The sequence below is a fragment of the Pseudomonas baltica genome (genome assembly GCF_031880315.1).
In the GTDB taxonomy this organism is placed as follows: Bacteria; Pseudomonadota; Gammaproteobacteria; order Pseudomonadales; family Pseudomonadaceae; genus Aquipseudomonas.
This window is the reverse complement of record NZ_CP134771.1, coordinates 2,651,726-2,677,338: the sequence shown is the minus strand read 5'-3', so window position 1 is coordinate 2,677,338 and position 25,613 is coordinate 2,651,726. Positions and strand designations below refer to the sequence as shown.

The window sequence follows — 25,613 nt, the reverse complement described above, 5'->3', positions numbered from 1 at the left end:
GACGGGGGCCGCCGCGCTCATCTTTGCAAGAGCCTTATGTCTTTAAGTTTTTCAGCTCGCCCATGTGGCGAGGGGCGTGTCTATGAAGTTTGTTGATGAAGTGTCCATCCGCGTCAAGGCGGGTGATGGTGGTAACGGTTGCATGAGCTTCCGTCGGGAAAAGTTCATCGAGAACGGTGGCCCGAACGGCGGTGATGGCGGTGATGGCGGTTCGATCTACCTGGTGGCTGACGAAAACCTCAACACCCTGGTCGACTATCGCTATACCCGTCACTTCGACGCGGAGCGTGGCTCCAACGGCGGCAGCACTGACTGCACCGGTAAAAAAGGTGATGATCTGCTGCTGCGCGTGCCGGTCGGCACCACGGTGATCGATGCTGGCACCCAGGAAGTCATCGGCGACCTGGTCAAGGCCGGTCAGCGTTTGATGGTGGTGCAGGGTGGCTGGCACGGGCTGGGCAACACCCGCTTCAAGTCCAGTACCAACCGCGCGCCGCGCCAGACATCACCAGGCAAGCCGGGTGAGCAGCGTGACCTCAAGCTGGAGATGAAAGTGCTGGCCGACGTGGGCCTGCTGGGCTTGCCGAACGCCGGTAAGAGTACCTTCATTCGCTCGGTGTCCGCCGCCAAGCCGAAAGTGGCCGATTATCCGTTCACTACCCTGGTGCCGAACCTGGGCGTGGTCAGTGTCGACCGCTGGAAGAGCTTCGTCGTAGCCGACATTCCAGGCTTGATCGAAGGCGCTTCCGATGGCGCGGGTCTGGGGATTCGTTTCCTCAAGCACTTGGCCCGTACGCGCATCCTGCTGCACCTCGTCGACATGGCGCCGCTGGATGACACCAGTGCAGCTGACGCGGCTGAAGTGATCGTCAACGAGTTGCAGAAATTCAGCCCGGCATTGGCTGATCGCGAGCGTTGGCTGGTGCTGAACAAGGCTGACCAGTTGCTCGAAGAGGAGCATGAGGAGCGCATCAAGGAGATCGTCGATCGCCTGGAGTGGGAAGGTCCGGTCTACGTGATTTCGGCGATTTCCAAGCAGGGCACCGAGAAGCTCAGCCAGGACATCATGCGCTTCCTCGAGGATCGTGCTGACCGCCTCGCCAATGACCCGGCGTACGCTGCTGAATTGGCTGACCTGGATCAGCAGATCGAAGACGAAGCCCGTGCGCAGTTGCAAGCGCTGGACGACAAGCGTGCGCTGCGCCGCAGTGGCGTCAAGAGCGTGCACGACTTCGGCGAAGACGATAGCGACGATTGGGATGAAGAAGACGCCGAAGACGGTCCGGAAATCATCTACGTGCGCGACTGATTTTGATGTTGTGGGGTGGCTGATGGCCTCTTCGCGAGCAAGCTTTGCTCCCGTCTATGGGGGCAAGGCTTGCTCACGAAGGCATCGGTACGGCTGGCGTCGTCTTAACTGACGCACCGCAGTCACCCAGACCCGTAGTAAACTACAACGCCGCTCACTCGAGCGGCGTTTTGGTTTCTACGATTTCTACCGGGTAAAGGTTGGAAGATGATGCGGAGCAAGGTGACGGGTGCGCAACGCTGGGTCGTGAAGATCGGCAGCGCTCTGCTGACGGCAGACGGCAAGGGCCTGGATCGCGCGGCGATGAGCGTCTGGGTCGAGCAGATGGTGGCCCTGCGTGAGGCGGGTGTCGAGTTGGTGCTGGTTTCCTCGGGGGCGGTGGCTGCAGGCATGAGTCGGCTCGGCTGGACTGTACGACCGAGCGCCATGCACGAGCTGCAAGCCGCCGCCGCCATCGGCCAGATGGGGCTGGTGCAGGCCTGGGAGTCGAGCTTCGCCGAGCACGGTCGCCATACCGCGCAGATCCTGCTGACCCACGACGACCTCTCCGACCGCAAGCGCTACCTCAATGCCCGTAGCACCTTGCGGGCGCTGGTGGAGTTGGGCGTGGTGCCGGTGATCAACGAAAACGACACCGTGGTCACCGACGAGATCCGCTTTGGCGACAACGACACCCTCGCGGCGCTGGTCGCCAATCTGGTGGAGGCTGACCTGCTGGTGATCCTCACCGATCGCGATGGCATGTTCGACGCCGATCCGCGCAACAATCCCGATGCCCAGTTGATCTACGAGGCCCGCGCCGATGATCCGGCCCTGGATGCGGTCGCCGGTGGCACCGGCGGTGCGCTCGGTCGTGGCGGTATGCAGACCAAATTGCGCGCAGCGCGTCTGGCGGCCCGTTCCGGGGCGCACACCATCATCGTCGGTGGTCGCCTGGAACGTGTCCTGGATCGCCTCAAGGCGGGTGAGCGCCTCGGCACGCTGCTGTCGCCCGAGCGGGAGATGCTGGCGGCACGCAAGCAGTGGCTGGCAGGGCATCTGCAGACTCGTGGCACGCTGGTGCTCGATGATGGCGCGGTCAAGGCGTTGATTCAGGATCACAAGAGCCTGCTGGCCGTCGGGGTCAAGACCGTACAGGGTAGTTTCCGCCGTGGCGAGATGGTGGTGTGCGTGGCGGCGGACGGTCGTGAAATCGCCCGCGGCCTGACGAACTACAGCGCGCTTGAGGCGCAGAAAATCATCGGTCTGCCGTCGGACGCCATTGAAGGCGTGCTGGGCTATATGGCCGAGCCGGAGTTGCTGCATCGCGACAATCTGATTCTTGTCTGAGGGGAAAGCCGTCATGCGATTGATTCATGGAGTACTGGGCGCGCTATTGGCGTTGCCACTGCTGGCGTCGGCCGAGGAAATCGGGCAGGTGTCGACGGTGTTCAAGTTTGTCGGGCCCAATGACCGGATCGTCGTCGAGGCCTTCGATGATCCCAAGGTGCCAGGGGTGACCTGTTACCTGTCGCGCGCCAAGACGGGTGGCGTCAAAGGTGGGCTGGGTCTGGCGGAGGATCGCGCCGAGGCGTCGATTGCCTGCCGTCAGGTCGGGCCTATCCAGCTGCCGGCCGATCTCAAGGATGGCGAAGAAGTGTTCAAGGAGCGCACCTCACTGGTATTCAAGACCATGCAGGTGGTGCGCTTCTATGATCAGAAGCGCAATACGCTGGTGTACCTGGTGTACAGCGACAAGGTGATCGAGGGCAGTCCGCAGAATGCGGTGACGGCGATTCCGATCATGCCGTGGCCACATCAGCAATAAGTCCGTGTATCAAACGCAGATAACGAATCAGTTGAAAGTTTAAATTCAAGTTTGCCCTGTATGAATTAATACAGGGCTTTGATGTTGTGGCTGTTATCGCCATTAAGTATAAGTGGGATAGGTTGTTTTTTTGGGTCGCCTGCTAGGCTGGTTTTGAACTGTGCACCTGGATCAATAATAAGGTGCCGCTTAAATAACCAGTGGAGGCCTGTTGTGTCCGGCGATCATGAAAAAAAATCCCTTGGCATGGATGAGCTGAAAAATAAATATCACCCCGAAGACGTTGCCGAGCTGCAGCGATTAACCGAGTTCTTCCCTGATTATATGAACATGGTGGTCGAATTCGGCTTGGGTGAGATTTGGCAGCGTGCTGGTTTATCTGCTCGAGAAAAAGAGTTGGTTGTGCTCTCCAGCCTGATATCGCAGGGAGACGCCGAGCGCGCGCTACGGCAGCATGTATATACCTCTTCTCAGCGGCAATTGCCCCTTGAGGATATTCTCGAGTGCTTGCTGCTACTGTCCCTGTATCTGGGTATTCCGCGCACATACAACGCCTTGGAGATTATCCGTTCGGCCAGTGAGGCGCGGCCATGATCGTCGCGGCAGCGGTGCTCGATGTCATGCGTCAAGAAGGGGCGTCCCATATTTTCTGTGTGCCTGGGCAGTCCATCGATTGCTTCCTTGAGCGCCTAAGCGAAAGCCACAAACTGGTGACGATAGTCGCTGCGCATGAGGCGGGTGCTGCATACATGGCCGACGGCTACAGTCGCGCCAGCGGGCGGTTTGGTGTCTGCCTGACGATTGGTGGGCCCGGCGTCACCAATACCGTTACGGCAATGGCGACGGCTCGCACCGATCGATCGGCGGTATTCTTGATCACGGGCGAAACCGGCACCGAAGTGCAAGGCTGCGGCGGGCTTCAGGATTCCAGTAGCGCGGGTATCGATGCTTCGGCGATCCTCTCGCCGCTATTGGTCGCTCAGCGGGAGGCGGCATCCGCGCAGATTTATCGCCAGTTGGCTTATCTGTTTCGCAGGATGCTAAGTCCTGATTCTCGGGGGGCCGTGCGTCTGTCAGTACCGATGGATGTGCAGGTGTCGGATGTTGCTGGTCAGTGGAAGGCGTTGCCTGGGGCGTTGTACTGTCCGCGATTTATCGATGTTGAGGCGTGTCGCTCATTCTGGAGTCGGGTAGGAAGCAGTCCCAGGATTGCGATTCTGGCGGGCTCGGGTTGCGTTCAATCGGCTGCGGATGGCGAGCTGCTTCGTTTTGCCGAACGCTTCAGTATCCCGGTCGCAACTACGTTGGCGACCAAGGGTATATTTCCTGAGAATCATCCTTTGAGCATGGGTGTTTTTGGTTGGTATGGCAATGACCCCGCTATTAGAGCGCTGGGTACGCAGGCGCTGGATGTCCTGATAGTCATCGGCTCTCGGCTGAACATGCTCAGTACTTTGCGCTGGGTAAAGGAGTTTCAGCCAGTAGCGGCGTTAATTGTCAACGATATAAATGTCAGCGCAGTGTTCAATATTTTTTCTATTGAACTGGCAGTGCACGGCGATGCACGCACTTTTCTTGCGACTTTAAATTCGGTGGGTGAGGATGAATGCTCGGCATGTTTAAAAAGTGCGTCCCAGCGAAGAGTGTGGTGGTCGGACCTGACGAATGTTACCCCTCGCTATAAGCCGATAATGCCTGAAGACCAGGATCAGGTACTGATTCATCCCGCACGAATAGTGACTGCTTTACAGCAGGTTATGCCGAGCAACGGCATGGTGTTTTCCGATAGCGGCGCCCATGCGTTTTTCGTTGGCCATTATTTTTGTAGTTGTAGTCCGGGAGGGTGGTATTCATCGATCAAGTATATGGGGGCGATGGGTTGGGCAATTCCTGCGCTATTGGCGCGCTCCTGGCTCGGCCAGATAAGCCTTGTGTGGTTGTGACCGGTGATGGCTGCATGTTGATGCACGGTATTGAAATGCAGACGGCGGCCCGATACGGCATCCCATTGATTTGTATTGTCATGAACAATGCTGCCTTGGGCAATCCTAAGCTTCGTGCTGAGCGGATTAGTCCGGCGATGGGTAAACTTCATGAGTTGCCCCGGCACGATTGGGCGGGCTTTGCTCGGGCTTTGGGTGTGGAGGGGGTAACTGTTACTGAGGTATCCGAGCTTTTACCTGCACTGGCCCTGGCGTTTAGCGCAAAGAAGGCCATCGTGATCGACGTGTTCTGCGAGAACTCTCCCGCCCCCACTGATCGATTCGATGCGGTGGGGGGTGGGGAATCGCTGCATTTTGAGTAAGACGTCAGTGTCGCGCTACTCGCACGCACAAAAAAGCCGACCCTGGGGTCGGCTTTTTGTACATCAAGCGACTAATCAGGCAGCAGCCTGGCTCAGTGCTTTGATGTGGCCGTTCAGGCGGCTCTTGTGGCGAGCAGCCTTGTTCTTGTGGATGATGCCCTTGTCGGCCATACGGTCGATGACAGGCACAGCCAGAACGTAAGCAGCTTGTGCTTTTTCGGCGTCTTTTGTGTCGATGGCTTTGACTACATTCTTGATGTAGGTGCGAACCATGGAACGCAGGCTGGCGTTGTGGCTGCGACGCTTCTCAGCCTGTTTTGCACGTTTTTTGGCAGAAGGTGAGTTGGCCACCGTCGAGCTCCTCGAAAGACTTGGTAAATATAGCGAACAAAATAGGCCGCGAATAATGCCGATGCACTGACGCGTTGTCAAGAGCATGGCGGACGTTCCGCTGAGCGGTCAACGTTGCCAGTGAAGTGATTCACTTATTGCCCGCGACCTGTAAACTCGCGGATCTTTAGGCTCTGCCTGCTTTAGCGGCGCGCAGTATTGCACAACTGGGCGCTGCACGGGCCTGCTCTTTGTCCATAGGCGCAAAAAACTTTCGATGAACCTCCTCAAATCCTTGGCTGCAGTCAGCTCCATCACCATGGTTTCGCGGGTCCTGGGCTTCGTGCGCGATACATTGGTCGCGCGAATTTTCGGTGCCGGCATGGCCACCGATGCCTTCTTTATTGCCTTCAAGTTGCCCAATCTGTTGCGCCGCGTGTTCGCCGAGGGCGCTTTCTCCCAAGCGTTCGTGCCGATTCTGGCCGAATACAAGAATCAGCAAGGCGAGGAGGCAACCCGCACGTTCATCGCCTATGTCGCCGGCTTGCTGACCCTGATGCTGGCCGTGGTGACGCTGATCGGTGTGTTGGCCGCGCCGCTGGTGATCTGGATCACGGCCCCCGGTTTTGCCGATACGCCCGAAAAGTTCAAGCTCACCAGCGATCTGCTCAGGGTTACGTTTCCTTATATATTGCTGATCTCGCTGTCGTCTTTCGTCGGCGCGATCCTCAATACCTGGAATCGTTTTTCGGTCCCGGCCTTCACGCCTACGCTGCTCAATGTCAGCCAGATCATCTTTGCCCTGTTCCTCACGCCGTATTTCAACCCGCCCATCATGGTGCTGGCCTGGGGGGTGCTGGCCGGTGGCCTGGCGCAGTTGCTGTACCAACTGCCGCACTTGAAGAAGATCGGCATGCTGGTGCTACCGCGTCTCGATCTGCGCAACAGCGGCGCCCTGCGGGTGATGAAGCAGATGGGGCCGGCGATTCTCGGGGTGTCGGTCAGCCAGATTTCGCTGATCATCAATACCATCTTCGCCTCGTTTCTGGCGGCCGGATCGGTGTCGTGGATGTATTACGCCGATCGCCTGATGGAGTTGCCTTCGGGCGTGCTGGGTGTGGCCTTGGGCACTATCCTGTTGCCGACGCTGGCCAAGACCTATGCCAACAAGGATCGCCACGAGTATTCGCGCATCCTCGACTGGGGCCTGCGCCTGTGCTTCGTGCTGGTGCTGCCGTGTTCGCTGGCCCTGACGCTGTTGGCCGAGCCGTTGACAGTGGCGCTGTTCCAGTACGGCAAGTTCGGCGCCTTCGATGCGGCCATGACCCAGCGCGCGCTGGTCGCCTACGCCGTTGGTCTGCTTGGCATCATTCTCATCAAAGTGCTGGCGCCCGGCTTTTATGCGCAGCAGAACATTCGCACACCGGTGAAGATTGCGATTTTTACGCTGGTGGCCACGCAGGTGCTGAATCTGCTGTTCATTAGTCATCTGCAGCACGCCGGGCTGGCGTTGGCTATCAGTGGCGGCGCGTGCATGAACGCCGGGCTGTTGTTCTGGCAGTTGCGCAAGCAGAATATGTTCGAACCACAGCCGGGTTGGGCGGTGTTCCTCGGCAAGTTGGTGATTGCCGTGCTGGCGATGTCGGCGGCGCTGCTGGGGATGATGCATTACATGCCGGCCTGGAGTGATGGCAGCATGCCGGAGCGTTTCCTGCGCCTGGGGCTGTTAGTGGGCACCGGGGTAGTGGTTTATTTCGGCATGTTGCTGCTGTTGGGCTTTCGCCTCAAGGATTTTGCCCGCCGCGGCCTGAGCTGATCGACGCTTGGCAAATTCATGACCCAAACGTCGGTTTCTCGATTTCAAAGTGAAAGCATGCTCGCGTCGCCTGTCGTCGGGGCCCGGGTGTGGTTATAATCGACCACTTTATGAGCAAGAAGCGTGTTATGCAGCTGGTTCGAGGTCTCCACAACCTGCGGCCCCAGCATCGGGGCTGTGTCGCCACCATTGGCAATTTCGACGGCGTTCATCGCGGTCACCAGGCTATCCTGGTGCGGCTGCGCGAGCGTGCCGTGGAGTTGGGCGTGCCCAGCTGTGTGGTGATTTTCGAGCCTCAACCGCGCGAGTATTTTGCGCCCGAGAGTGCACCGGCCCGTTTGGCCCGCTTGCGCGACAAGCTCGAGCTGCTAGCCGCCGAGGGCGTCGATCAGGTGCTTTGCCTGGCGTTCAACCAGCGCCTGAGCAAACTGAGCGCCGCTGAATTCGTCGATACCATTCTGGTCGACGGCCTGGGCGTCAAGCACCTCGAAGTCGGCGATGATTTTCGCTTCGGCTGCGACCGCCTGGGGGATTTCGATTTCCTCACTCAGGTCGGCAGTGCCAACGGCTTCACCGTCGAGGCCGCCCGTACCGTCGAGATGCAAGGCGTTCGCGTCAGCAGCACCCAGGTGCGCAAAGCGCTGGCCGTCGCCGATTTCAAGCTGGCCGAGGCTTTGCTCGGGCGGCCGTTCCAGATCACGGGGCGAGTGCTGCATGGCCAGAAGCTCGCCCGACAGCTGGGCTGGCCTACTGCCAACGTCCAGCTCAAGCGCCGTCGCGTGCCGTTTACCGGGGTGTACCTGGTGAGCGTCGAGATCGATGGCAAGCAATGGCCGGGAGTCGCCAACATAGGCGTGCGGCCAACCGTTGCAGGTGATGGCAAAGCCCACCTGGAAGTGCACCTGCTGGATTTTGCCGGCAATCTTTACGACCGGCGTTTGACGGTGGCTTTCCACCACAAGCTGCGCGATGAGCAGCGTTTCGCCTCCCTGGAGGCGCTGAAGTCGGCGATCGATGCGGATGTTGCCGCCGCACGAGCCCACCGCCCTTAACTGAAAGCAGCGGCCAGCCGCTATTGAAGAGCCTGAAATGACCGACTACAAAGCCACGCTAAACCTTCCGGACACCGCCTTCCCCATGAAGGCCGGCCTGCCCCAGCGCGAGCCGCAAACGCTTGAGCGCTGGAACAGCATCGACCTGTACCGCAAGCTTCGCGAAATTGGCAAGGATCGTCCGAAATTCGTCCTGCACGATGGTCCTCCTTACGCCAACGGCACTATTCACATCGGTCACGCGCTCAACAAGATTCTCAAGGACATGATCACGCGCTCCAAGACCCTCTCGGGTTTCGACGCGCCTTATGTCCCGGGTTGGGACTGCCACGGCCTGCCGATCGAGCACAAGGTCGAGGTCACGCACGGCAAAAATCTGCCCGCGGACAAGACTCGCGAGCTCTGCCGCGCCTACGCCACCGAGCAGATCGAAGGGCAAAAAGCCGAGTTCATCCGTCTGGGCGTGCTGGGTGACTGGTCCAATCCCTACAAGACCATGAACTTCACCAACGAAGCCGGCGAGATCCGTGCCCTGGCGGAAATGGTCAAGGGCGGCTTCGTGTTCAAGGGCCTCAAGCCCGTCAACTGGTGTTTCGATTGCGGTTCGGCCCTGGCCGAGGCCGAGGTCGAGTACGCCGACAAGAAATCGCCGACCATCGACGTCGCCTTCCCGATCGCCGACCAGCAAGCTCTGGCTGACGCCTTCGGCCTGCCAGGCTTGAGCAAGCCGGCCGCGATCGTCATCTGGACCACTACCCCGTGGACCATTCCGGCCAACCAGGCGCTCAACGTGCACCCGGAATTCCAGTACGCCCTCGTCGATGTCGGCGACCGCCTGCTGGTGCTGGCCGAAGAGCTGGTCGAATCCTCGCTGGCCCGGTTCGGCCTGCAAGGCACCGTTGTGGCGCTGACCGAAGGCGCCAAGCTTGAGCTGATCAACTTCCGTCACCCGTTCTACGACCGTCTGTCGCCGGTGTACCTGGCCAACTACGTCGAGCTGGGTGCTGGTACCGGCGTGGTCCACTGCTCGCCTGCCTATGGCGTCGACGACTTCAATATCTGCAAGCAGTACGGCCTGAGCAACGATGACATCATTGGCCCGGTGCAGAGCAACGGCGTTTACGTCGACTCGCTGGAGTTCTTCGGTGGCCAGTTCATCTTCAAGGCCAACCAGAACATCGTCGACAAGCTGGCCGAAGTCGGCGCGTTGATGCACACCGAAGTCGTCAGCCACAGCTACATGCACTGCTGGCGCCACAAGACCCCGCTCATCTACCGCGCCACCGCGCAGTGGTTCGTGGGCATGGACAAGCAACCGGAAACCGGCGACACCCTGCGTGTGCGTGCGGTCAAGGCCATCGAAGAAACCAAGTTCGTCCCGGCCTGGGGCCAGGCGCGCCTGCACTCGATGATCGCCAATCGCCCGGACTGGTGCATCTCGCGTCAGCGTAACTGGGGCGTACCGATTCCGTTCTTCCTGCACAAGGCCACCGGCGAGTTGCACCCGCGCACCGTCGAACTGATGGAGCAGGTTGCACAGCGCGTCGAACAAGAGGGCATAGAGGCCTGGTTCAAGCTCGACGCCGCCGAACTGCTGGGCGATGAAGCCAACCAGTACGACAAGATCAGCGATACTCTGGACGTGTGGTTCGACTCCGGTACCACTCACTGGCACGTGTTGCGCGGTTCGCACCCGATGGGCCACGAGACCGGCCCGCGTGCCGACCTGTACCTCGAGGGTTCCGACCAGCACCGCGGCTGGTTCCACTCCTCGTTGCTGACCGGTTGCGCCATCGATAACCACGCGCCGTACCGCGAACTGCTCACCCACGGCTTCACGGTCGACGAGAACGGCCGCAAGATGTCCAAGTCGCTGGGCAACGTTATCGCGCCGCAAAAGGTCAACGACACCCTGGGTGCCGACATCATGCGTCTGTGGGTGGCCTCCACCGACTATTCCGGCGAAATCGCCGTGTCGGAAACCATCCTGCAGCGCAGCGCCGACGCCTATCGGCGGATCCGCAACACCGCGCGCTTCCTGCTCTCCAACCTGAGCGGTTTCAACCCGGCCACCGACCTGCTGCCCGCCGATGAAATGATCGCCCTGGACCGCTGGGCCGTCGACCGCACCCTGCTGCTGCAGCGCGAGCTCGAAGAGCACTACGGCGAATACCGTTTCTGGAACGTCTATTCCAAGGTGCATAACTTCTGTGTGCAGGAGCTGGGCGGTTTCTACCTGGACATCATCAAGGACCGCCAGTACACCACCGGCGCCGACAGCATCCCGCGGCGTTCCTGCCAGACCGCGCTGTACCACATCAGCGAAGCGTTGGTGCGCTGGATCGCGCCGATCCTGGCGTTCACCGCCGACGAGCTGTGGCAGTACCTGCCGGGCGAGCGCAACGAATCCGTCATGCTCAACACCTGGTACGAAGGCTTGACCGAGCTGCCGCAAGGCTTCGAGATGGGCCGCGAGTACTGGGAGCGGATCATGGCGGTCAAGGTCGCGGTCAACAAGGAAATGGAAAACCTGCGCGCGGCCAAGGTCATTGGCGGCAACCTGCAGGCCGAAGTGACCCTGTATGGCGACGAAGCCCTGAGTGCCGACCTGAACAAACTTGGCGACGAGCTACGTTTCGTGCTGATCACCTCCAAGGCCGCCGTAGCGCCGTTCGTGCAGGCACCGGCCGACGCCGTGGTCACCGAAGTGCCTGGCCTCAAGCTGCAAGTGGTCAAGTCCGGTGGAGTCAAGTGCGCTCGTTGCTGGCACTTCCGCGAAGACGTCGGCGTGAATCCCGAGCATCCGGAGATCTGCGGTCGCTGCGTCGACAACATCAGCGGTGCCGGCGAGGTGCGTCACTATGCCTAACTCTGCGGGGCGCTTCGGGCGCCTTGGCTGGCTGTGGATCAGTGTGCTGGTGTTCATCGTCGATCAGACCAGCAAGTACTACTTCGAGCACAGCCTGGATCTGTACCAGCAGATCGTGGTCATCCCCAACTACTTCAGTTGGATGCTGGCCTACAACACCGGTGCGGCCTTCAGCTTTTTGGCGGACGGCGGCGGCTGGCAGCGTTGGCTATTCGCGATGATCGCGGTGGTGGTCAGCGCCGTGCTGATCGTCTGGCTCAAGCGCCTGGGGCGCAACGACACTTGGCTCGCCGTCGCCCTGGCGCTGGTGCTGGGTGGCGCGCTGGGCAACCTGTACGACCGCATCATGCTCGGCCATGTGATCGATTTCATCTTCGTGCACTGGCACGAGCATGGCTTTCCGGCCTTCAACGTCGCTGACAGCGGCATTACCGTGGGCGCCATCATGCTGGCCCTGGATATGTTCAAAACCAAGAAGTCGGGAGCGCCTGTCCGTGACTGAACAACGTATTTCGCAGAACACTGAGGTGACTCTGCACTTCGCTCTGCACCTGGAAAACGGTGACACTGTCGACAGCACGTTCGACAAGTCGCCGGCGACTTTCAAGGTCGGCGACGGCAACCTGCTGCCCGGCTTCGAGGCCGCGCTGTTCGGCTTCAAGGCCGGCGACAAGCGCACAGTGACCGTGCTGCCAGAAAACGCCTTTGGCCAACCGAACCCGCAGAACGTGCAGATCATGCCGCGTTCGCAGTTCGAGGGCATGGAGCTGTCCGAAGGCCTGTTGGTGATTTTCAACGACGCCGCCAACACCGAGCTGCCGGGCGTGGTCAAAGCCTTTGACGCCGCCCAGGTGACAGTCGACTTCAACCACCCGCTGGCGGGCAAGACCTTGAGTTTCGAGGTTGAAATCCTTTCGGTTACGGCCCTTTAAGGGCCCCGAGGCAAGCATGCACATCAAACTCGCCAACCCCCGTGGCTTCTGCGCTGGTGTGGACCGGGCGATCGAAATCGTCAACCGCGCCCTTGAAGTCTTCGGCCCACCGATCTACGTGCGCCACGAAGTGGTCCACAACAAGTTCGTGGTCGAAGACCTGCGCAATCGTGGCGCGATCTTCGTCGAAGAACTCGACCAGGTACCGGACGACGTCATCGTCATCTTCAGCGCCCACGGCGTCTCCCAGGCCGTGCGCCAGGAAGCGGCAGGGCGCGGCCTCAAAGTCTTCGACGCCACCTGCCCGCTGGTCACCAAGGTGCACATCGAGGTCGCCCGCTACAGCCGTGACGGCCGCGAGTGCATCCTCATCGGCCATGCCGGTCACCCGGAAGTCGAAGGCACCATGGGCCAGTACGACGGCAGCAATGGCGGCGCGATCTACCTGGTCGAAGACGAGCAGGATGTCGCCAACCTGCAGGTGCGCAACCCAGAAGCCCTGGCGTTCGTGACCCAGACCACCTTGTCGATGGACGACACCGGCCGCGTCATCGACGCCCTGCGCGCGCGCTTCCCCAACATCGGCGGCCCGCGCAAGGACGACATCTGCTACGCCACCCAGAACCGCCAGGACGCGGTCAAGCAACTGGCCGACGAGTGCGACGTGGTCCTGGTGGTCGGCAGCCCCAACAGTTCCAACTCCAATCGCCTGCGCGAACTGGCTGAACGGTTGGCGACGCCGGCATACCTGATCGACGGCGCCGAAGACATGCAACGCAGCTGGTTCGATGGCATCGAGCGCATTGGCGTTACGGCCGGGGCGTCGGCGCCTGAGGTGCTGGTGCGCGGTGTGATCGAGCAGTTGCAGGCCTGGGGCGCTACCGGGGCTGATGAGCTGGCTGGGCGGCCGGAGAACATCACGTTTTCGATGCCTAAAGAGTTACGCGTCAAGACCATTGGCTGACGCTGCACGGCTCGGTATTGTCCGGGCCCGCGAGCAGTTGTACCCGCCCGGGAACGTTTATAACGACCCGGGAGTGGGTCAGCCCGGTACCCTCATCGCAGATGAAGAGGGTGCCATTGCCGGGTGATGCCCCGGCGTAAGACGGTGTCCCCATGCCGTTGAAGCGAACCCATTTCTCCAGTCGGTAATTACCGACGATCCGCACCTTGCCGCCACTCTGGCGTACCGCCAGCACTGGATTGTCCGGATCGCTCAGGCCCTTGCCGCTCACATCCGCAATCATCCTCCAGCCGAACGCCCAGTCGCCCTCGAGCGGCTGAATGATCACCGACTGATTTCGCAGGACCGCTTCCGTACGGGCGGAACGCACAGCGTTCAGCAACTCGTTCGCAGCGACTTGTTGCCGATTGCTGTTGATCAACTGGCGAAACGACGGCATCGCCAGGTGCAGCAAAATGGCGAGGATAGTCACGGTAGCGAGCAGTTCGATCAGGGTGAGGCCGCGTTGATGCATGGTAGATACCGTCCTTGGAATGAGAATTGCTGGAGCAGGGGATAGGTGTCAAAAGCCCGGCGAGAATTGAATCAACATGTTCCATCACGCTGATCCAGCCGGAACAACCGTATATTCTGATGTGCGCTTGCCAAGCGGCACAGTTGGCTTATAGTCGCCGGGTCTCGGGGAGTATCGCAATGCGGGATCGTAACAAGGGGTTTTCATTGATCGAGTTGATGGTGACGGTGGCCGTCATCGCTATCGGCGCGAGCATTGCGATCCCGTCGTTCAGCACGCTCATTCGTAACAACCGGGCCGATTCGGATACCGGCGACTTTTATCGGGCGCTCAACTATGCGCGCCTTGAAGCGATCAATCGTGGCGTCAATGTGCGGATTACCCCCGCCACTACCGGGGCAACCTGGGTCACCAGTCTCAACGTGCAAACTACCAGTAGCCCTCCTTCTGTGCTGCGGGTCATCGCCCCCATGTCGCCCGGTTCAGCGTTGGCCCCTTCGGTCACGGCGACCTATATCGAATTCAATAACCTCGGGGCCTTGGCGTACCCGGCGACTGCGCTGACGATGGTCTACACCAACGGCTCGACCAGCCGTAATGTCGGCATTTGCCTCAACGGCCGGGTCATCCTCAACGGAGCCTGCCCATGAGCGCGCGCCAGTCAGGGTTCAGCCTGATCGAAGTGCTGGTGGCCTTGCTGGTCATGTGCATTGGCCTGCTCGGGGCTGCAGCCATTCAGTTGAATGCCCTGAAATACACCGACAGCTCCTCGATGAGCAGCCAGGCGAGCTTTATCGCTTACGACATGATGGACCGCATTCGCGCCAATACCGACAACGCCAGCCAGTATGCGCTGGCGAATCTTGCTGCGGCTCCCACCACGGCCGGCAGTACCGCCGCGGTGAGCCAGGATTTGAGTGATTTCGGCAACAACATCAGGGCCATGAATGGTACCGAGGCGAGCATCGTGCTCAAAGGCTATGTGGTGACCATCACTATCAAATGGGACGACACACGGGCAGGCAAGCTGGTGCGGGCCGATAACAGTGTCGACGCCAATTCACCGATCCGCAGTTTTGTCTTGGTCAGCCGAGTAGCAGCCGATGGGACGGCTTATCCATGAAGACACCAGCCAAGGGTTACGGCCTGGTCGAGCTGATGGTCGCCATGGCGATCGGCTTGATCATCGTGTTGGGGGTGACGCAGATTTTTATCTCCGCGAAAAACACCTTCATGTCGCAAAATGCTGCCTCGACCATGCAAGAAGACGCCCGTTACGTGCTCAGCCGCATGGTGCAGGAACTGCGCATGGTCGGCATGCAGGGGTGTATCGCACAAGGCACCACTTCGTTCACCGATGCGAGTAACGGACTGTCCTTCACCGCGGCGACCATAAACCCGATCATCTACACCTCGGTGACCAGCGGTGGCGCTACCAGCAACGTCCTCACGCTGGTGACGGGCGATGTGGGCGCCAACGGCGGTGTGCCGACCTGGACCATCGTGTCCGATTGCCTGACCACCGCCAAGGCCTACACCGGTACGGCTGCTGCGAACGCCTCCGCTGGCGAGTTAGCCTTCCCCATCCGCAAAGTGATCTACACCTTTGCCAACAGCCAACTGTCCACCACGGTGAATGGCACCACCTCGGTGCTGATCAACGGCGTCAAGACCTTCAACGTAAGCTTCGGGATGGCCACGGCGGCTTCGCCCTATGCCGTGCAGTCTTATACGGCCGCGCCTGCGCTGGCGGACTACGGCAACATCCGTAGCGTGCGCATCAGCATGATCCTCACCGACCCTAATAGTCGCGTCCGTGATCAGCCCTTCAATGTCGTGGCCTCGCTGCGTAATCGGTTGCGCTAGGGATGAGAGATATGAAGAGGCGATCCTCTGGTTTTGATTCCTCCGCGCGGCAACGCGGCATGGCATTGCTGATCAGCCTGATCATGCTGCTGCTGCTGACCATGATTGGCATCTCGTCGATGCAGAACGCGACGATGCAGGAGAAGATGAGCGGCAGCGTGATGAACCGCAACCAGTCGTTTCAGGTGGCCGAGGCATCATTGCGGGTGGGCGAAAATGTTGTGTCCGCCTCGGCGTACGCACAGGTGAAGTGTGCTTCCGTGGCGGCCTGTGCACCGCCTACGGACGCCACTAGTGTGGAAAACGCAGGCGCGGGTGCCAACGGCAACACTTGGGTCGCAGCCGCCACCGGGTTCTATGCCATCCAGAACATCGGCAGCAACGGCGCGCCGGTCAATATGCCATCGGGTTGCAGCTCCTCATCCGCCATCACCCTGTATCGAATCACCGGTGTCGCGCTGGTCGGCAGCAGTCGCTCAATTGTGGAGAGTATTTATGCCAAATGCAGCGGCTGAGGGCAGGTCGTACTGGCGACGTTTGAAGGCGGCGTTGCTGGGTAGTGCGCTGGCCATGTATCTCGCTGCTCCGGCCATGGCGGCGTTCACGCCGTCTTCGGCACCTTTGCTCAGCACCGCCGCGGTCACGCCGAACGTGATGCTGCTGGTGGATGACTCCGGCAGTATGAACAACTTGATTCGTGCTACCGCCTTCGACCAGTCCGTCGACCGGGCGCAGGTGTACAACTGCAGTAGTGATTTAAGTTGCAATAGAATTACCGCGCTGGATATGGACAGTGAAAACCTGTTCATCGGCGATCTCAACCGTGGTGGCTGCAGTAACCTCTATTACGGTTTCTACCGTTATTCGAACAACACGGTGTTGTGCCTGAAGCTCCCAGACCCGGTGGGTAGCGGGAATACCCGCTATTCGAGCAAATACATCGCGTACTTGATCGGCCTGGTTTCAAACTCGGTGAACTCAAAGGACTACACCGACGGCAGTATCCCCAACGACTACCGCATCAATGTAGCCCGCTCCGTGTCCAGCACGCTGGTCACCGCCAACCGCGCGTTGCGTATGGGGCTGGCCACCTTCAACCCGCCGGCGTTTGGCGACTCCGGGCCCGGTGGCTATATCGCCCGCACCGTCGCCGACCTGCAGGCAACGACCAACACGACGACAGCCCAGGCGACCACCAACTACAACAACCTGATCTCGTCGATCAATGGCTTGGGCGCCGTGGCCAACACGCCGTTGGCGGAAACCTACTATGAGATATCCCGTTACTTCCGGGGAATGTCCTCTTATTACAACTCGGGTGTTTCTTACACCAGCCCTATCCAATATCGCTGCCAGAAGAACTACGGCATCGTCATCACCGATGGCTTGCCCACCTACGACCGCACTTTCCCCACGGCGGTCAGCAGCGTCGAACCCAACAACACCGCCACTATCAAACTGCCGAACTGGGATAACAAGGCCAATGACGGCGACAACCTCAATGGCGATGGTGAAGGGGACACCTTGTATCTCGATGACCTGGCCAAATTTGCCTACGACATCGATATGCGCTCGACGGGTAACGATGCCGCTGGCAAGAGCTGGGATGCGACCGACTTTCCCAAACAAAATCTGCTGACCTACACCGTAGGTTTTACCGCCGCCAACCAGATGCTATCGGATGCAGCGGCCTATGGGCAGGGCAAGTACTACCAAGCCACGGACAGCGCTTCGTTGACCACAGCGCTGACGGCGGCGCTCAACGCGATCAGTTCGACCGCCGGATCCGGTGGAGGCGGCGCGGCCAACAGCACCACCCTGACCAGTAACACATTTTTCTATCAAACCGCCTACGATCCGACTGACTGGCGCGGCACGATCGGTGCCTATGCGATCAGCACCGCAGGGGTCATCAGCGATACGCCAACCTGGAGTACGGATATCAAGGTGGCGGTGGGTACCACTACCCCGACCTACGAGTCATTCAATACCACGACCAACCTTCCTATCGCTCTGGCGTTCGCCAACTTTTCGGCCACCCAGCAAGCCACCCTGAACACCTCGGCCACCTCCAATTTCGGCGCTACGTCCGGTATCACTGGCGCCAACCTGGTGGACTGGTCGAAGGGCATCAACAAGACCGGCCTCAAGCAGCGCACTGTGTTGCTCGGCGACATCATCAATTCGCCGCTGGTGCTTGCCTTGCCAAGTACCCAAACGTCGTCGTCGGCCGATAGCGGCTATTCCGACTACCTGACGGCCAAAGCGGCGGCGATGGTGCCGAGTCTGGTGGTCAATTCCAACGACGGCATGACCAGCGTCATCAACGCCAACACTGGCGCTCGACTCTATGCCTACATGCCTTCGAGTGCAGTGCCGAACCTGTACGCGGTAGCCGACCCCGCCTATATCAACGGTACATCGCACAAATTTCTCGACGACGGCCAGATCACGGTTTCTGACGCCAAGACCAACAGTTCCTGGAAGACTCTGGCAGTAGGCGGCACCGGGGCCGGGGGCAAAACGTTCTTTGCCCTGCAGCTCTACAACCAGGGCAGTGGCAGTGCGCCAAAGGCACTATGGGAAATCAGCGCACCGGCGACGGCTTCCACAACCGCCACTTTCAATGACCTCGGTTACGCCTATGCCAAACCCGAGATTGCTCAACTGGCCGACGGTACCTGGGCTGCGTTCATCGCCAACGGCTATGGCAGCAACTCGGGCGTCGCCGCGCTTTATGTGGTGAGCCTCACCGATGGGTCGCTGATCAAGAAGATCGTCGTCGACAGCACCGAGACCACTAACGGCTTGTCCTCGGTCAAACTCACGGTCAACGCCTCCAACGTCGTGCAAGCGGCCTATGGTGGTGACCTTAAGGGCCGCATGTGGAAGTTCGATTTAAGCGCTGCGTCGCCTACCAGTTGGGGGGTGGCATTCTCGAACAAGCCGTTGTTCACGACCCCAGGCGCAGCGACGCAACCCATCACTGCCCAGCCGCTGCTGGTGGCCTACCCCACCACCGGCTATATGGTGTATTTCGGTACGGGCAAGTTCAACGAGGTGACGGACAAAGCCACCACTGACCCGCAAGGTTTCTACGCGGTCTGGGATGCCGGCACCGGCGCCGTGGGCAACTACACCACCGCTAATCTGCGTGCCCAGGCCGTGGTCAGCACGTTCGCCGGCACTGGGGGACAGTACGTCACCAGCTCCGCCAATACGGTCGATTACACCACCCAGAAGGGCTGGTACCTGCCCTTGGTGTACGGCACCACCATGGTCGGTGAACGGGTGATTTACCAGGCCCAGATCAAGTTGGGCCGGATACTGTTCACCACCGCCAAGGTCGACTCTACCGACCCGTGCGCCAGTAGCGGCTCCGGGGAGTTCTTCGAGCTGGACGCGTTGTCAGGGGGGATGCTGAGTTATCAGGTCATCGATACCAGCGGTGATGGGTTGATCAACGCCAGTGACACCGTCACTTCCGGGCTGATCATCTCTACGGGTATTCCGACGTTGAGCGCAATCATCGACAAGCCGACGACCACGACGAACTCGGACGGCTCGGTTAGGACGGTATCCAGCGCGACAGACCCCAGCGAGAAGGTCATCATCGATTCCAAAGGCAACCGGATCATCATCGATGAAAAAGGCGGGGCTGGTAGTGGCGCTGGCCGCATCATGTGGCGACAAATTCAATGAGGACTAGAGACATGGCAGCCAGAAGCAGAGGTTTTTCATTGATTGAACTGATGATCGTTGTGGCGATCATCGGTATTATCGCCGCTATTGCTTACCCCAGTTACACCAAATATGTCCAGCGCAGCCATCGGGCGGAAATTGCCGAGGTGCTGGCGGAGAGCGCGCAGACGTTCGAGCGTGTTTATTCGCGGCTTGGTACCTATGTCGATGCGACTACGCCCAATCCAGCGAGTAATAACTGGTACACGGTGGCGACGACTCGCAACGCTCAAGACTTCACTATCGTAGCAACGCCAGTTGCGGGTGGGCTGATGTCGTCCGACGCCTGTGGCGCGTTCACGATCACCCAGACGGGGGCCCGTACGGTATCAGGCACGACCATAACCGCCGCTACTTGCTGGGGGCGCTGAGCCCGATATGCCGAATATCCCTCAGGCCGCTCGGTTTCAACATTGGATTCTGCATGTCTGATTCAAGTCATATTCTAATCATCGGCGGCGGCGCCATCGGCCTGCTCACGGCCCTGAATCTCGCCCCCCACGTTGGCTCGATCACCATCCTCGACCGCAGCGAAGCTGGACGTGAATCCTCATGGGCAGGCGGCGGCATCGTCTCGCCGCTGTATCCCTGGCGCTACAGCGCCGCCGTCACCGCTCTGGCCCACTGGTCCCAAGACTTTTATCCACAGCTGGCTGACGAGCTGTTCAGCCGCACCGGCATCGATCCTGAGGTGCACGTGACCGGCCTGTACTGGCTGGATCTGGATGACGAAGCCGAAGCATTGACCTGGGCGCAGCGTCTGCAGCGGCCGTTGAGTGCCGTGAACATCGATGCCGTTTACCAGAAGGTGCCAGTACTCGGCACAGGCTATGAGCGAGCGGTGTACATGGCCGACGTCGCCAACGTGCGCAACCCACGCTTGGTCAAATCGCTGAAGGCGGCGCTGCGTGCTCTGCCGAATGTGGACATTCGCGAACACTGTGCGGTCACCGCCTTTCTCCGTGGTGGCGACCGTATCGTCGGTGTGCAGACCGAGCAGGGTGATCTGCTGGCCGATCAGGTGGTCCTGACGGCAGGCGCCTGGAGCGGTGATTTGCTGAAGACCCTGGGCATCGACCTGCCGGTGGAGCCGGTCAAGGGCCAGATGATCCTGTTCAAATGCGCTGATGATTTCCTCCCGAGCATGATCCTGGCCAAGGGCCGTTATGCGATCCCGCGGCGCGACGGGCATATTCTGGTAGGCAGCACCCTGGAGCATGAGGGCTTCGACAAAACGCCGACCGTACCCGCGTTGGAAAGTTTGAAGGCTTCGGCAATCGAGCTATTGCCGGCACTCAGGGATGCCGAGTTGGTGGGCCATTGGGCAGGGTTGCGGCCAGGGTCCCCGGACGGCATTCCGTTTATCGGGCCGGTGGCAGGGCAGGAGGGGTTGTGGCTGAACTGTGGGCATTACCGTAACGGACTGGTGCTGGCGCCTGCGTCCTGCCAATTGTTCGCGGATTTGCTATTGGGGCGTAAGCCGATTATCGATCCGGTGCCTTATGCGCCGGCAATTCGCCTGGCTTGATAACGGTATCGTTTATGCGTGCCTCTTCGCGGGCAAGCCTTGCTCCCACAGGTGTACAACTCATCAACTGTCGAATCTGTGGGAGCAAGGCTTGCCCGCGAAGGGGCCAGTGAACCCCGCGCAAGCCCCCTCAGTCCAGCCCTAGCTTCTTGAGCCGATAGCGCATCGACCGAAACGACATATTCAACCGCTGCGCCGCCGCAGTGCGGTTCCAGCGAGTTTCTTCGAGGGCTTGGAGGATCAGTTTGCGCTCCACGCTCTCCAGGTAATCCTCGAGATTATCCACCTCCGCCAAGCTCGGCTCCCCGGCTTCGACACTGGCAGTCTGATCGGTCACCCGCAAGTCACCGGCATCGATCCGGTCGTCCTCGCACAGCGTGTAAGCCCGCTCAAGCATGTTCTCCAGTTCCCGCACGTTCCCCGGAAATCGGTAGTTTTTCAGGGTGTCCATCGCGCCAGGAGTCAGTATCGCGGGCGGCAATCCGCTGGCGGATGCGAGGCGCTTGAGCACGGCATCCGCCAACTGCGCGATGTCTTCGCGGCGCTCGCGCAGTGCCGGTACGCGCAGTTCGATGACGTTGAGCCGATAGTACAGATCCTGACGAAAGCGCCCGGCCGCCACTTCGGCGGCGAGATCCTTGTGGGTAGCGCACAGAATCCGCACATCCACCACCACCTCGGCTTGCCCGCCCACGCTGCGGATGGCCTTTTCCTGAATGGCGCGCAGCAGCTTGACCTGCATGGCCAGCGGCAGGTCGGCGACTTCATCGAGGAACAGCGAGCCACCGTTGGCGGCCTGGAACAGTCCGGGTTTGTCTTCGGTGGCGCCGCTGAAGCTGCCTTTGCGATGGCCGAAGAACTCGCTTTCCATCAACTCCGACGGAATGGCGCCGCAGTTGACGGGTACAAAGGTGCCTTCGGAGCGTGGGCCTTGTTCGTGGATAGAGCGGGCCACCAGCTCCTTGCCGCTGCCGGATTCGCCACTGATATACACCGGCGCCTGGCTGCGGGCGAGGCGGGCGATCTGTTTGCGCAGCGCGGCCATGGGCGGGGACTCGCCCAGCAGGCGGCCGTCGATGGGCGCCGCGGCAACGGCGGGCCCTTGCAGGCGCAGGGCGGTGCCGACCAGTTCGCGCAGGCGGATAAGGTCTACGGGCTTGCTCAAGAAGTCGAATGCGCCGGCCTTCAACGCAGCGATAGCGGTATCGACGCTGCCAAACGCGGTGATCATCGCCACTGGCACCTGTGAATAGCGCTGCTGAATGTGCTGCACGAGCTCAAGGCCCGTGCCATCGGGCAGGCGCATGTCGGTCAGGCACAGGTCGAAGGGTTCACGGGCCAGCCAGTCACGGGCTTCCTTGACGTTGCGGGCGCTGCGCGTGTCGAGCTTCATCCGGCCCAGGGTGATTTCCAGGAGTTCGCGGATGTCCGGCTCGTCGTCGACAATCAGGATCTTTTGCCGTGGGCTCATGTTCGACTCTGCTTTTTGGCGTGGGCGAAGGTAATGCGCATGCAGCTGCCGCCTTGTTCACGTGGCTTGTAGTCTAGGTGCGCCTGGTTGCTTTCGCACAGCTCTTTGGAGATATACAGGCCCAGCCCCGTTCCCTTGGCCTCGGTGGTGAAGAAGGGCTCGAAAATGTGCTGCAGGCGGTCCGCCGGGAAGCCGGGACCGTCATCGAGCACGTCGAGGATCGGCAGGCCGTTGGTCGGTTCGATGAACAGGTTCAGCCACACTTGCGCTTGGCCGTGTTGCTGGCCGCTGTAGCGCAGGCCGTTCTGTACCAGATTGTTGAGTACCTGATGCAGCTGGCTGGGGTCCATGCGCGTTTCGATCGGGTCGTCCGCCAGATAGATGTACAACTGCTCGCTGGGCTTGGCGATTTCGCGGAATTCTGTGACGTACTGCTGCAGCCATTGGCTGAGGTTGATGACTTCAGGCTCGGCCTCGCGTCGGCGGGAGAGCTGCAGCACGTTCTCGATCACCAGGTTCATGCGCCGGGACTGGTCGATGATGATCTGCGTCAGGCGTCTGTCGGCATCGGGCAGCTCTTCGGATTCCTGCAACAGCTGGCCGGCGTGGCTGATGGCGCCCAAGGGGTTACGGATTTCATGGGCAATGCCGGCGGTCAGGCGGCCGAGCGCGGCCAGCTTGAGTTGCTGCGCTTGCTGGATGATTTGCGACAGGTCCTCGAGAAACACCAGCGTTTGCTGCTCTTCGCGCCGGTTGAGGGCGATGAAGTTGACCTGCACCGAGGGGCCGGTAGAGGTCAAGCGCAGGCTCTTGATGCGCAGGCTCGGGTTGACCTGCCACTGCAACAGCCGCTCGATCAGGTCCGGGGCGAAGTGGCTGATGTCTTCACCGATCAACTGGTCGCGCTTGAGCAGGGTCAGCGCGCCTTGGTTGGCGAGCAGCACCCGTTGCTGGGCGTCGAGCACCAGAATGCCGGTGCGCATGCGTTGCAGGATCAAGGCATTGAGGGCTTCGAGATTGGTCAGGTCCCCCGCGCGTTTTTCCGCCAGGGTTTCGCTGGTCCGCAGCAGATGGCTCAGGCCCTGCACGATCAGGGCTACGGCGAAGCACAACACCCCCAGGGTGCTGGCCTGCAGGTAGTCGTTGGCTGCGGTGGGGCGAGTGAAACTCAGGTAGAAGGTCAGGTAGATGATGCCGCTGGAGGCCACCGCCGCAATCAGCAGGCCGAGGCGGTTACGTAGCAGCAGGTTGCCCATGGCCACCGAGGCGATCATCAGGTTGCCAATGCCGCTGGGCGTGCCACCGCCCGCGTAGAACACCGCGCTGAGCAGGACTATGTCGGCCATGGTCAGCGCGAAGACCTTGGCGGGATGGCGCAGGTTGCCGAAAAACAGCACCGTGGCGATGTTGAGTATCAGGTAAAACCAGCTGCAGGCGCGGAACAGGTGGACGTTGGCCAGTTCCAGCAGGCTGCTGTCCATGTCGCTGGAGATCAGCGCCACCAGGCAGATGCCGATCAGCAGCCGATACAGGTGGTACAGCCGCAGCATGCGCTGCGCTTGGGTGTGGCCGGCAGTCAGTGACTCAGCGAGCACGCGGGCGTGGGCCTTCTTGCAGATGTGGCTGGGTGCAATACCAGTCGCCGTCCTGCTGCAGAGCGCGGGTTTGCAGGAGGTGCACGCCGCAATTGGCGCAGCGAACCATGGGTGGCGCGTGCTCGTCGGGGTTGCTGCGCGGTTGGGCAGATTGCCGAGCCGGCGCCTTGAAGCGTCGCCAGGCCCAGAAGGCGATGTAGATCAGGGCAGCCCAGAAAACGATGCGGATCATGTTGGCCAGCTTCAGCGGAGAGAGTTCGCCAGTTTAGCTGTGGGCGGGGGCGTGGGACAGGGGCTATCGGGTAATAAAATCTGTACGTTTCGTGTTGGGGCTGCCGGCCTCTTCGCGGGCAAGCCTTGCTCCCGCAATGGTAAGTCCTAACCCTGTGGGAGCAAGGCTTGCCCGCGAAGAGGCCATCAGCGCCCCGACAAAATCCCGACAAAAAAAGAGGCCCTGTTCACAGAGGGCCTCTTTTTCATCGCAGCATCAGATCAGTCAAACAGACCAAAGGTCGCGTAACTGAACCACGAGCGGCTTTTCTTCACTGGCTCGCCAGGTACCTGGTCTTCCAAGTTGCCGCCTTCGTCCTTGGGCAGCAGCTCTTTAGGAATGGATTCCTTGTAGTCGCGATACTGCTTGGTCAGCTCTTCGTTGGCGCGGGTTTCACCCGGTGGCAGCGGCGGGGTGCTGCCGATCCAGCCAAGCGTTGCCTTGGACAGCCACGAACGGTTGTCGGCCTCTTGCTGCTGCGGCACGAACTTGCCGTCCTTGAGGCTCGGGTGGGTCGGGTAGTTGAGCTTCAGGGTCTCGAGGCTGGTGGCGGCCAGGTCGTCCAGGTGCAGACGCTGGTAGGCCTCGGTCATCACTGCCAGGCCGTCGCCGACCGACGGGGTCTCCTGGAAGTTTTCCACCACATAACGGCCACGGTTGGCGGCGGCAACGTAAGCCTGACGGGTCAGGTAGTAGTCGGCAACGTGAATCTCGTAGGCGGCCAGCAGGTTGCGCAGGTAGATCATGCGCTGCTTGGCGTCCGGCGCGTAGCGGCTGTTGGGGTAGCGACTGGTGAGCTGCGCAAACTCGTTGTACGAGTCGCGGGCAGCGCCAGGGTCACGCTTGGTCATGTCCAGCGGCAGGAAGCGGGCGACGATGCCCCGATCCTGGTCGAACGACGTCAGGCCTTTCAGATAATAGGCGTAGTCGACGTTCGGGTGCTGGGGGTGCAGGCGGATGAAACGTTCGGCAGCGGACTTCGCGGCCTCGGGCTCCGAGTCCTTGTAGTTCGCATAGATCAGCTCGAGCTGCGCCTGATCGGCGTAGCGACCGAACGGATAGCGCGAGTCCAGGGCCTTGAGCTTGGCCACGGCGCTGGTATAGCTATGGTTGTCCAGGTCGGCCTGCGCCTGCTGGTACAACTCGACCTCGCTGAGGTTTTCGTCGACGACTTCCTTCTTCGACGAGCAGGCAGCGGTGAGTCCGAGGATGGCGATCAGCAGCAGGTGTTTCACTTGCATGG

At 60.5% G+C, this 25,613-nt stretch carries 25 protein-coding genes; 19 read left to right on the top strand and 6 right to left on the bottom strand.

Going from position 1 to position 25,613, the window contains the following annotated elements:
• Positions 1-82: 82 nt before the first annotated feature.
• From cgtA to REH34_RS11810, 6 genes are all read left to right on the top strand, one after another.
• Complete coding sequence (gene cgtA / locus REH34_RS11835; protein ID WP_226506398.1) at positions 83-1,309, top strand: Obg family GTPase CgtA; 1,227 nt, start codon at positions 83-85, stop codon at positions 1,307-1,309.
• A gap of 210 nt (positions 1,310-1,519) precedes the next feature.
• On the top strand, positions 1,520-2,638 hold the full coding sequence (proB, locus tag REH34_RS11830; protein WP_311972078.1) for a glutamate 5-kinase: 1,119 nt from the start codon (positions 1,520-1,522) through the stop codon (positions 2,636-2,638).
• 13 nt (positions 2,639-2,651) lie between these two features.
• Positions 2,652-3,116, top strand: a complete 465-nt coding sequence (locus REH34_RS11825) for a CreA family protein (RefSeq protein WP_226506399.1) — start codon at positions 2,652-2,654, stop codon at positions 3,114-3,116.
• A 213-nt stretch (positions 3,117-3,329) separates the two neighbouring features.
• On the top strand, positions 3,330-3,710 hold the full coding sequence (locus REH34_RS11820; RefSeq protein ID WP_311971738.1) for a carboxymuconolactone decarboxylase family protein: 381 nt from the start codon (positions 3,330-3,332) through the stop codon (positions 3,708-3,710).
• On the top strand, positions 3,707-5,059 hold the full coding sequence (locus REH34_RS11815) for a thiamine pyrophosphate-binding protein (RefSeq protein ID WP_311971737.1): 1,353 nt from the start codon (positions 3,707-3,709) through the stop codon (positions 5,057-5,059). The genes REH34_RS11820 and REH34_RS11815 overlap by 4 nt, the downstream gene beginning before the upstream one ends.
• The gene (locus REH34_RS11810; protein WP_311971736.1) at positions 4,960-5,421 is read left to right on the top strand and encodes a thiamine pyrophosphate-dependent enzyme; all 462 of its coding nucleotides are present in this window, start codon (positions 4,960-4,962) and stop codon (positions 5,419-5,421) included. Before REH34_RS11815 ends, REH34_RS11810 begins: the two co-directional genes overlap by 100 nt.
• A gap of 75 nt (positions 5,422-5,496) precedes the next feature.
• Here the strand turns inward: REH34_RS11810 and rpsT are convergent, their stop codons facing one another.
• Positions 5,497-5,772, bottom strand: a complete 276-nt coding sequence (gene rpsT / locus REH34_RS11805) for a 30S ribosomal protein S20 (RefSeq protein WP_226506402.1) — start codon at positions 5,770-5,772, stop codon at positions 5,497-5,499.
• A gap of 256 nt (positions 5,773-6,028) precedes the next feature.
• Between rpsT and murJ the strand changes: the two genes are divergently transcribed.
• From murJ to ispH, 6 genes are all read left to right on the top strand, one after another.
• A complete protein-coding gene (gene murJ / locus REH34_RS11800; RefSeq protein ID WP_311971735.1) occupies positions 6,029-7,567 on the top strand; it encodes a murein biosynthesis integral membrane protein MurJ in 1,539 nt (512 codons plus the stop codon).
• Positions 7,568-7,695: 128 nt separating this feature from the next.
• The gene (gene ribF, locus REH34_RS11795) at positions 7,696-8,619 is read left to right on the top strand and encodes a bifunctional riboflavin kinase/FAD synthetase (protein WP_226506404.1); all 924 of its coding nucleotides are present in this window, start codon (positions 7,696-7,698) and stop codon (positions 8,617-8,619) included.
• Between the two features lie 37 nt (positions 8,620-8,656).
• Positions 8,657-11,488, top strand: coding sequence for an isoleucine--tRNA ligase (gene ileS / locus REH34_RS11790; RefSeq protein ID WP_311971734.1), 2,832 nt, complete (start codon positions 8,657-8,659; stop codon positions 11,486-11,488).
• Complete coding sequence (gene lspA / locus REH34_RS11785) at positions 11,481-11,990, top strand: signal peptidase II (protein WP_226506406.1); 510 nt, start codon at positions 11,481-11,483, stop codon at positions 11,988-11,990. The genes ileS and lspA overlap by 8 nt, the downstream gene beginning before the upstream one ends.
• A complete protein-coding gene (locus REH34_RS11780; protein ID WP_226506407.1) occupies positions 11,983-12,420 on the top strand; it encodes a peptidylprolyl isomerase in 438 nt (145 codons plus the stop codon). Before lspA ends, REH34_RS11780 begins: the two co-directional genes overlap by 8 nt.
• Positions 12,421-12,436: 16 nt before the next feature.
• Complete coding sequence (gene ispH, locus REH34_RS11775; RefSeq protein ID WP_226506408.1) at positions 12,437-13,384, top strand: 4-hydroxy-3-methylbut-2-enyl diphosphate reductase; 948 nt, start codon at positions 12,437-12,439, stop codon at positions 13,382-13,384.
• Here ispH and REH34_RS11770 read toward each other — a convergent pair.
• A complete protein-coding gene (locus REH34_RS11770; RefSeq protein WP_226506409.1) occupies positions 13,368-13,898 on the bottom strand; it encodes a GspH/FimT family pseudopilin in 531 nt (176 codons plus the stop codon). The two genes, ispH and REH34_RS11770, sit on opposite strands and share 17 nt — an antisense overlap.
• 179 nt (positions 13,899-14,077) lie before the next feature.
• Here REH34_RS11770 and REH34_RS11765 point away from each other — a divergent pair, with 179 nt between their 5' ends.
• From REH34_RS11765 to thiO, 7 genes are read left to right on the top strand one after another with little or no spacing between them, the layout of a single operon-like run.
• Positions 14,078-14,548 carry a GspH/FimT family pseudopilin gene (locus REH34_RS11765; RefSeq protein WP_226506410.1) on the top strand — a complete coding sequence of 157 codons (471 nt, stop codon included), beginning with the start codon at positions 14,078-14,080 and terminating at the stop codon, positions 14,546-14,548.
• Entirely contained in the window at positions 14,545-15,021 is a 477-nt protein-coding gene (gene pilV / locus REH34_RS11760) for a type IV pilus modification protein PilV (RefSeq protein WP_226506411.1), read from the top strand. The genes REH34_RS11765 and pilV overlap by 4 nt, the downstream gene beginning before the upstream one ends.
• Complete coding sequence (locus REH34_RS11755; RefSeq protein ID WP_311971733.1) at positions 15,018-15,764, top strand: prepilin-type N-terminal cleavage/methylation domain-containing protein; 747 nt, start codon at positions 15,018-15,020, stop codon at positions 15,762-15,764. Before pilV ends, REH34_RS11755 begins: the two co-directional genes overlap by 4 nt.
• A 59-nt stretch (positions 15,765-15,823) precedes the next feature.
• Positions 15,824-16,279: a PilX N-terminal domain-containing pilus assembly protein gene (locus REH34_RS11750; protein ID WP_260524887.1), complete on the top strand. Its 456-nt coding sequence runs from the start codon at positions 15,824-15,826 to the stop codon at positions 16,277-16,279.
• The gene (locus tag REH34_RS11745; protein WP_311971732.1) at positions 16,260-19,466 is read left to right on the top strand and encodes a PilC/PilY family type IV pilus protein; all 3,207 of its coding nucleotides are present in this window, start codon (positions 16,260-16,262) and stop codon (positions 19,464-19,466) included. Before REH34_RS11750 ends, REH34_RS11745 begins: the two co-directional genes overlap by 20 nt.
• An 11-nt stretch (positions 19,467-19,477) precedes the next feature.
• Positions 19,478-19,876: a type IV pilin protein gene (locus REH34_RS11740; RefSeq protein ID WP_226506415.1), complete on the top strand. Its 399-nt coding sequence runs from the start codon at positions 19,478-19,480 to the stop codon at positions 19,874-19,876.
• A 53-nt stretch (positions 19,877-19,929) separates the two neighbouring features.
• Positions 19,930-21,033 carry a glycine oxidase ThiO gene (thiO, locus tag REH34_RS11735; protein WP_311971731.1) on the top strand — a complete coding sequence of 368 codons (1,104 nt, stop codon included), beginning with the start codon at positions 19,930-19,932 and terminating at the stop codon, positions 21,031-21,033.
• Positions 21,034-21,163: 130 nt separating this feature from the next.
• On the opposite strand, the gene REH34_RS11730 is transcribed toward thiO, so the two are convergent.
• The 4 genes from REH34_RS11730 to REH34_RS11715 all read right to left on the bottom strand — a co-directional run bounded on the left by REH34_RS11730 (position 21,164) and on the right by REH34_RS11715 (position 25,611).
• Positions 21,164-22,504, bottom strand: a complete 1,341-nt coding sequence (locus REH34_RS11730) for a sigma-54 dependent transcriptional regulator (protein WP_311971730.1) — start codon at positions 22,502-22,504, stop codon at positions 21,164-21,166.
• Positions 22,501-24,099 carry an ATP-binding protein gene (locus REH34_RS11725; RefSeq protein WP_311971729.1) on the bottom strand — a complete coding sequence of 533 codons (1,599 nt, stop codon included), beginning with the start codon at positions 24,097-24,099 and terminating at the stop codon, positions 22,501-22,503. Before REH34_RS11725 ends, REH34_RS11730 begins: the two co-directional genes overlap by 4 nt.
• Positions 24,089-24,331 carry a PP0621 family protein gene (locus REH34_RS11720; RefSeq protein WP_226506418.1) on the bottom strand — a complete coding sequence of 81 codons (243 nt, stop codon included), beginning with the start codon at positions 24,329-24,331 and terminating at the stop codon, positions 24,089-24,091. The genes REH34_RS11725 and REH34_RS11720 overlap by 11 nt, the downstream gene beginning before the upstream one ends.
• 260 nt (positions 24,332-24,591) lie before the next feature.
• The gene (locus REH34_RS11715; RefSeq protein WP_226506419.1) at positions 24,592-25,611 is read right to left on the bottom strand and encodes an outer membrane protein assembly factor BamD; all 1,020 of its coding nucleotides are present in this window, start codon (positions 25,609-25,611) and stop codon (positions 24,592-24,594) included.
• Between the last annotated feature and the right edge of the window lie 2 nt (positions 25,612-25,613).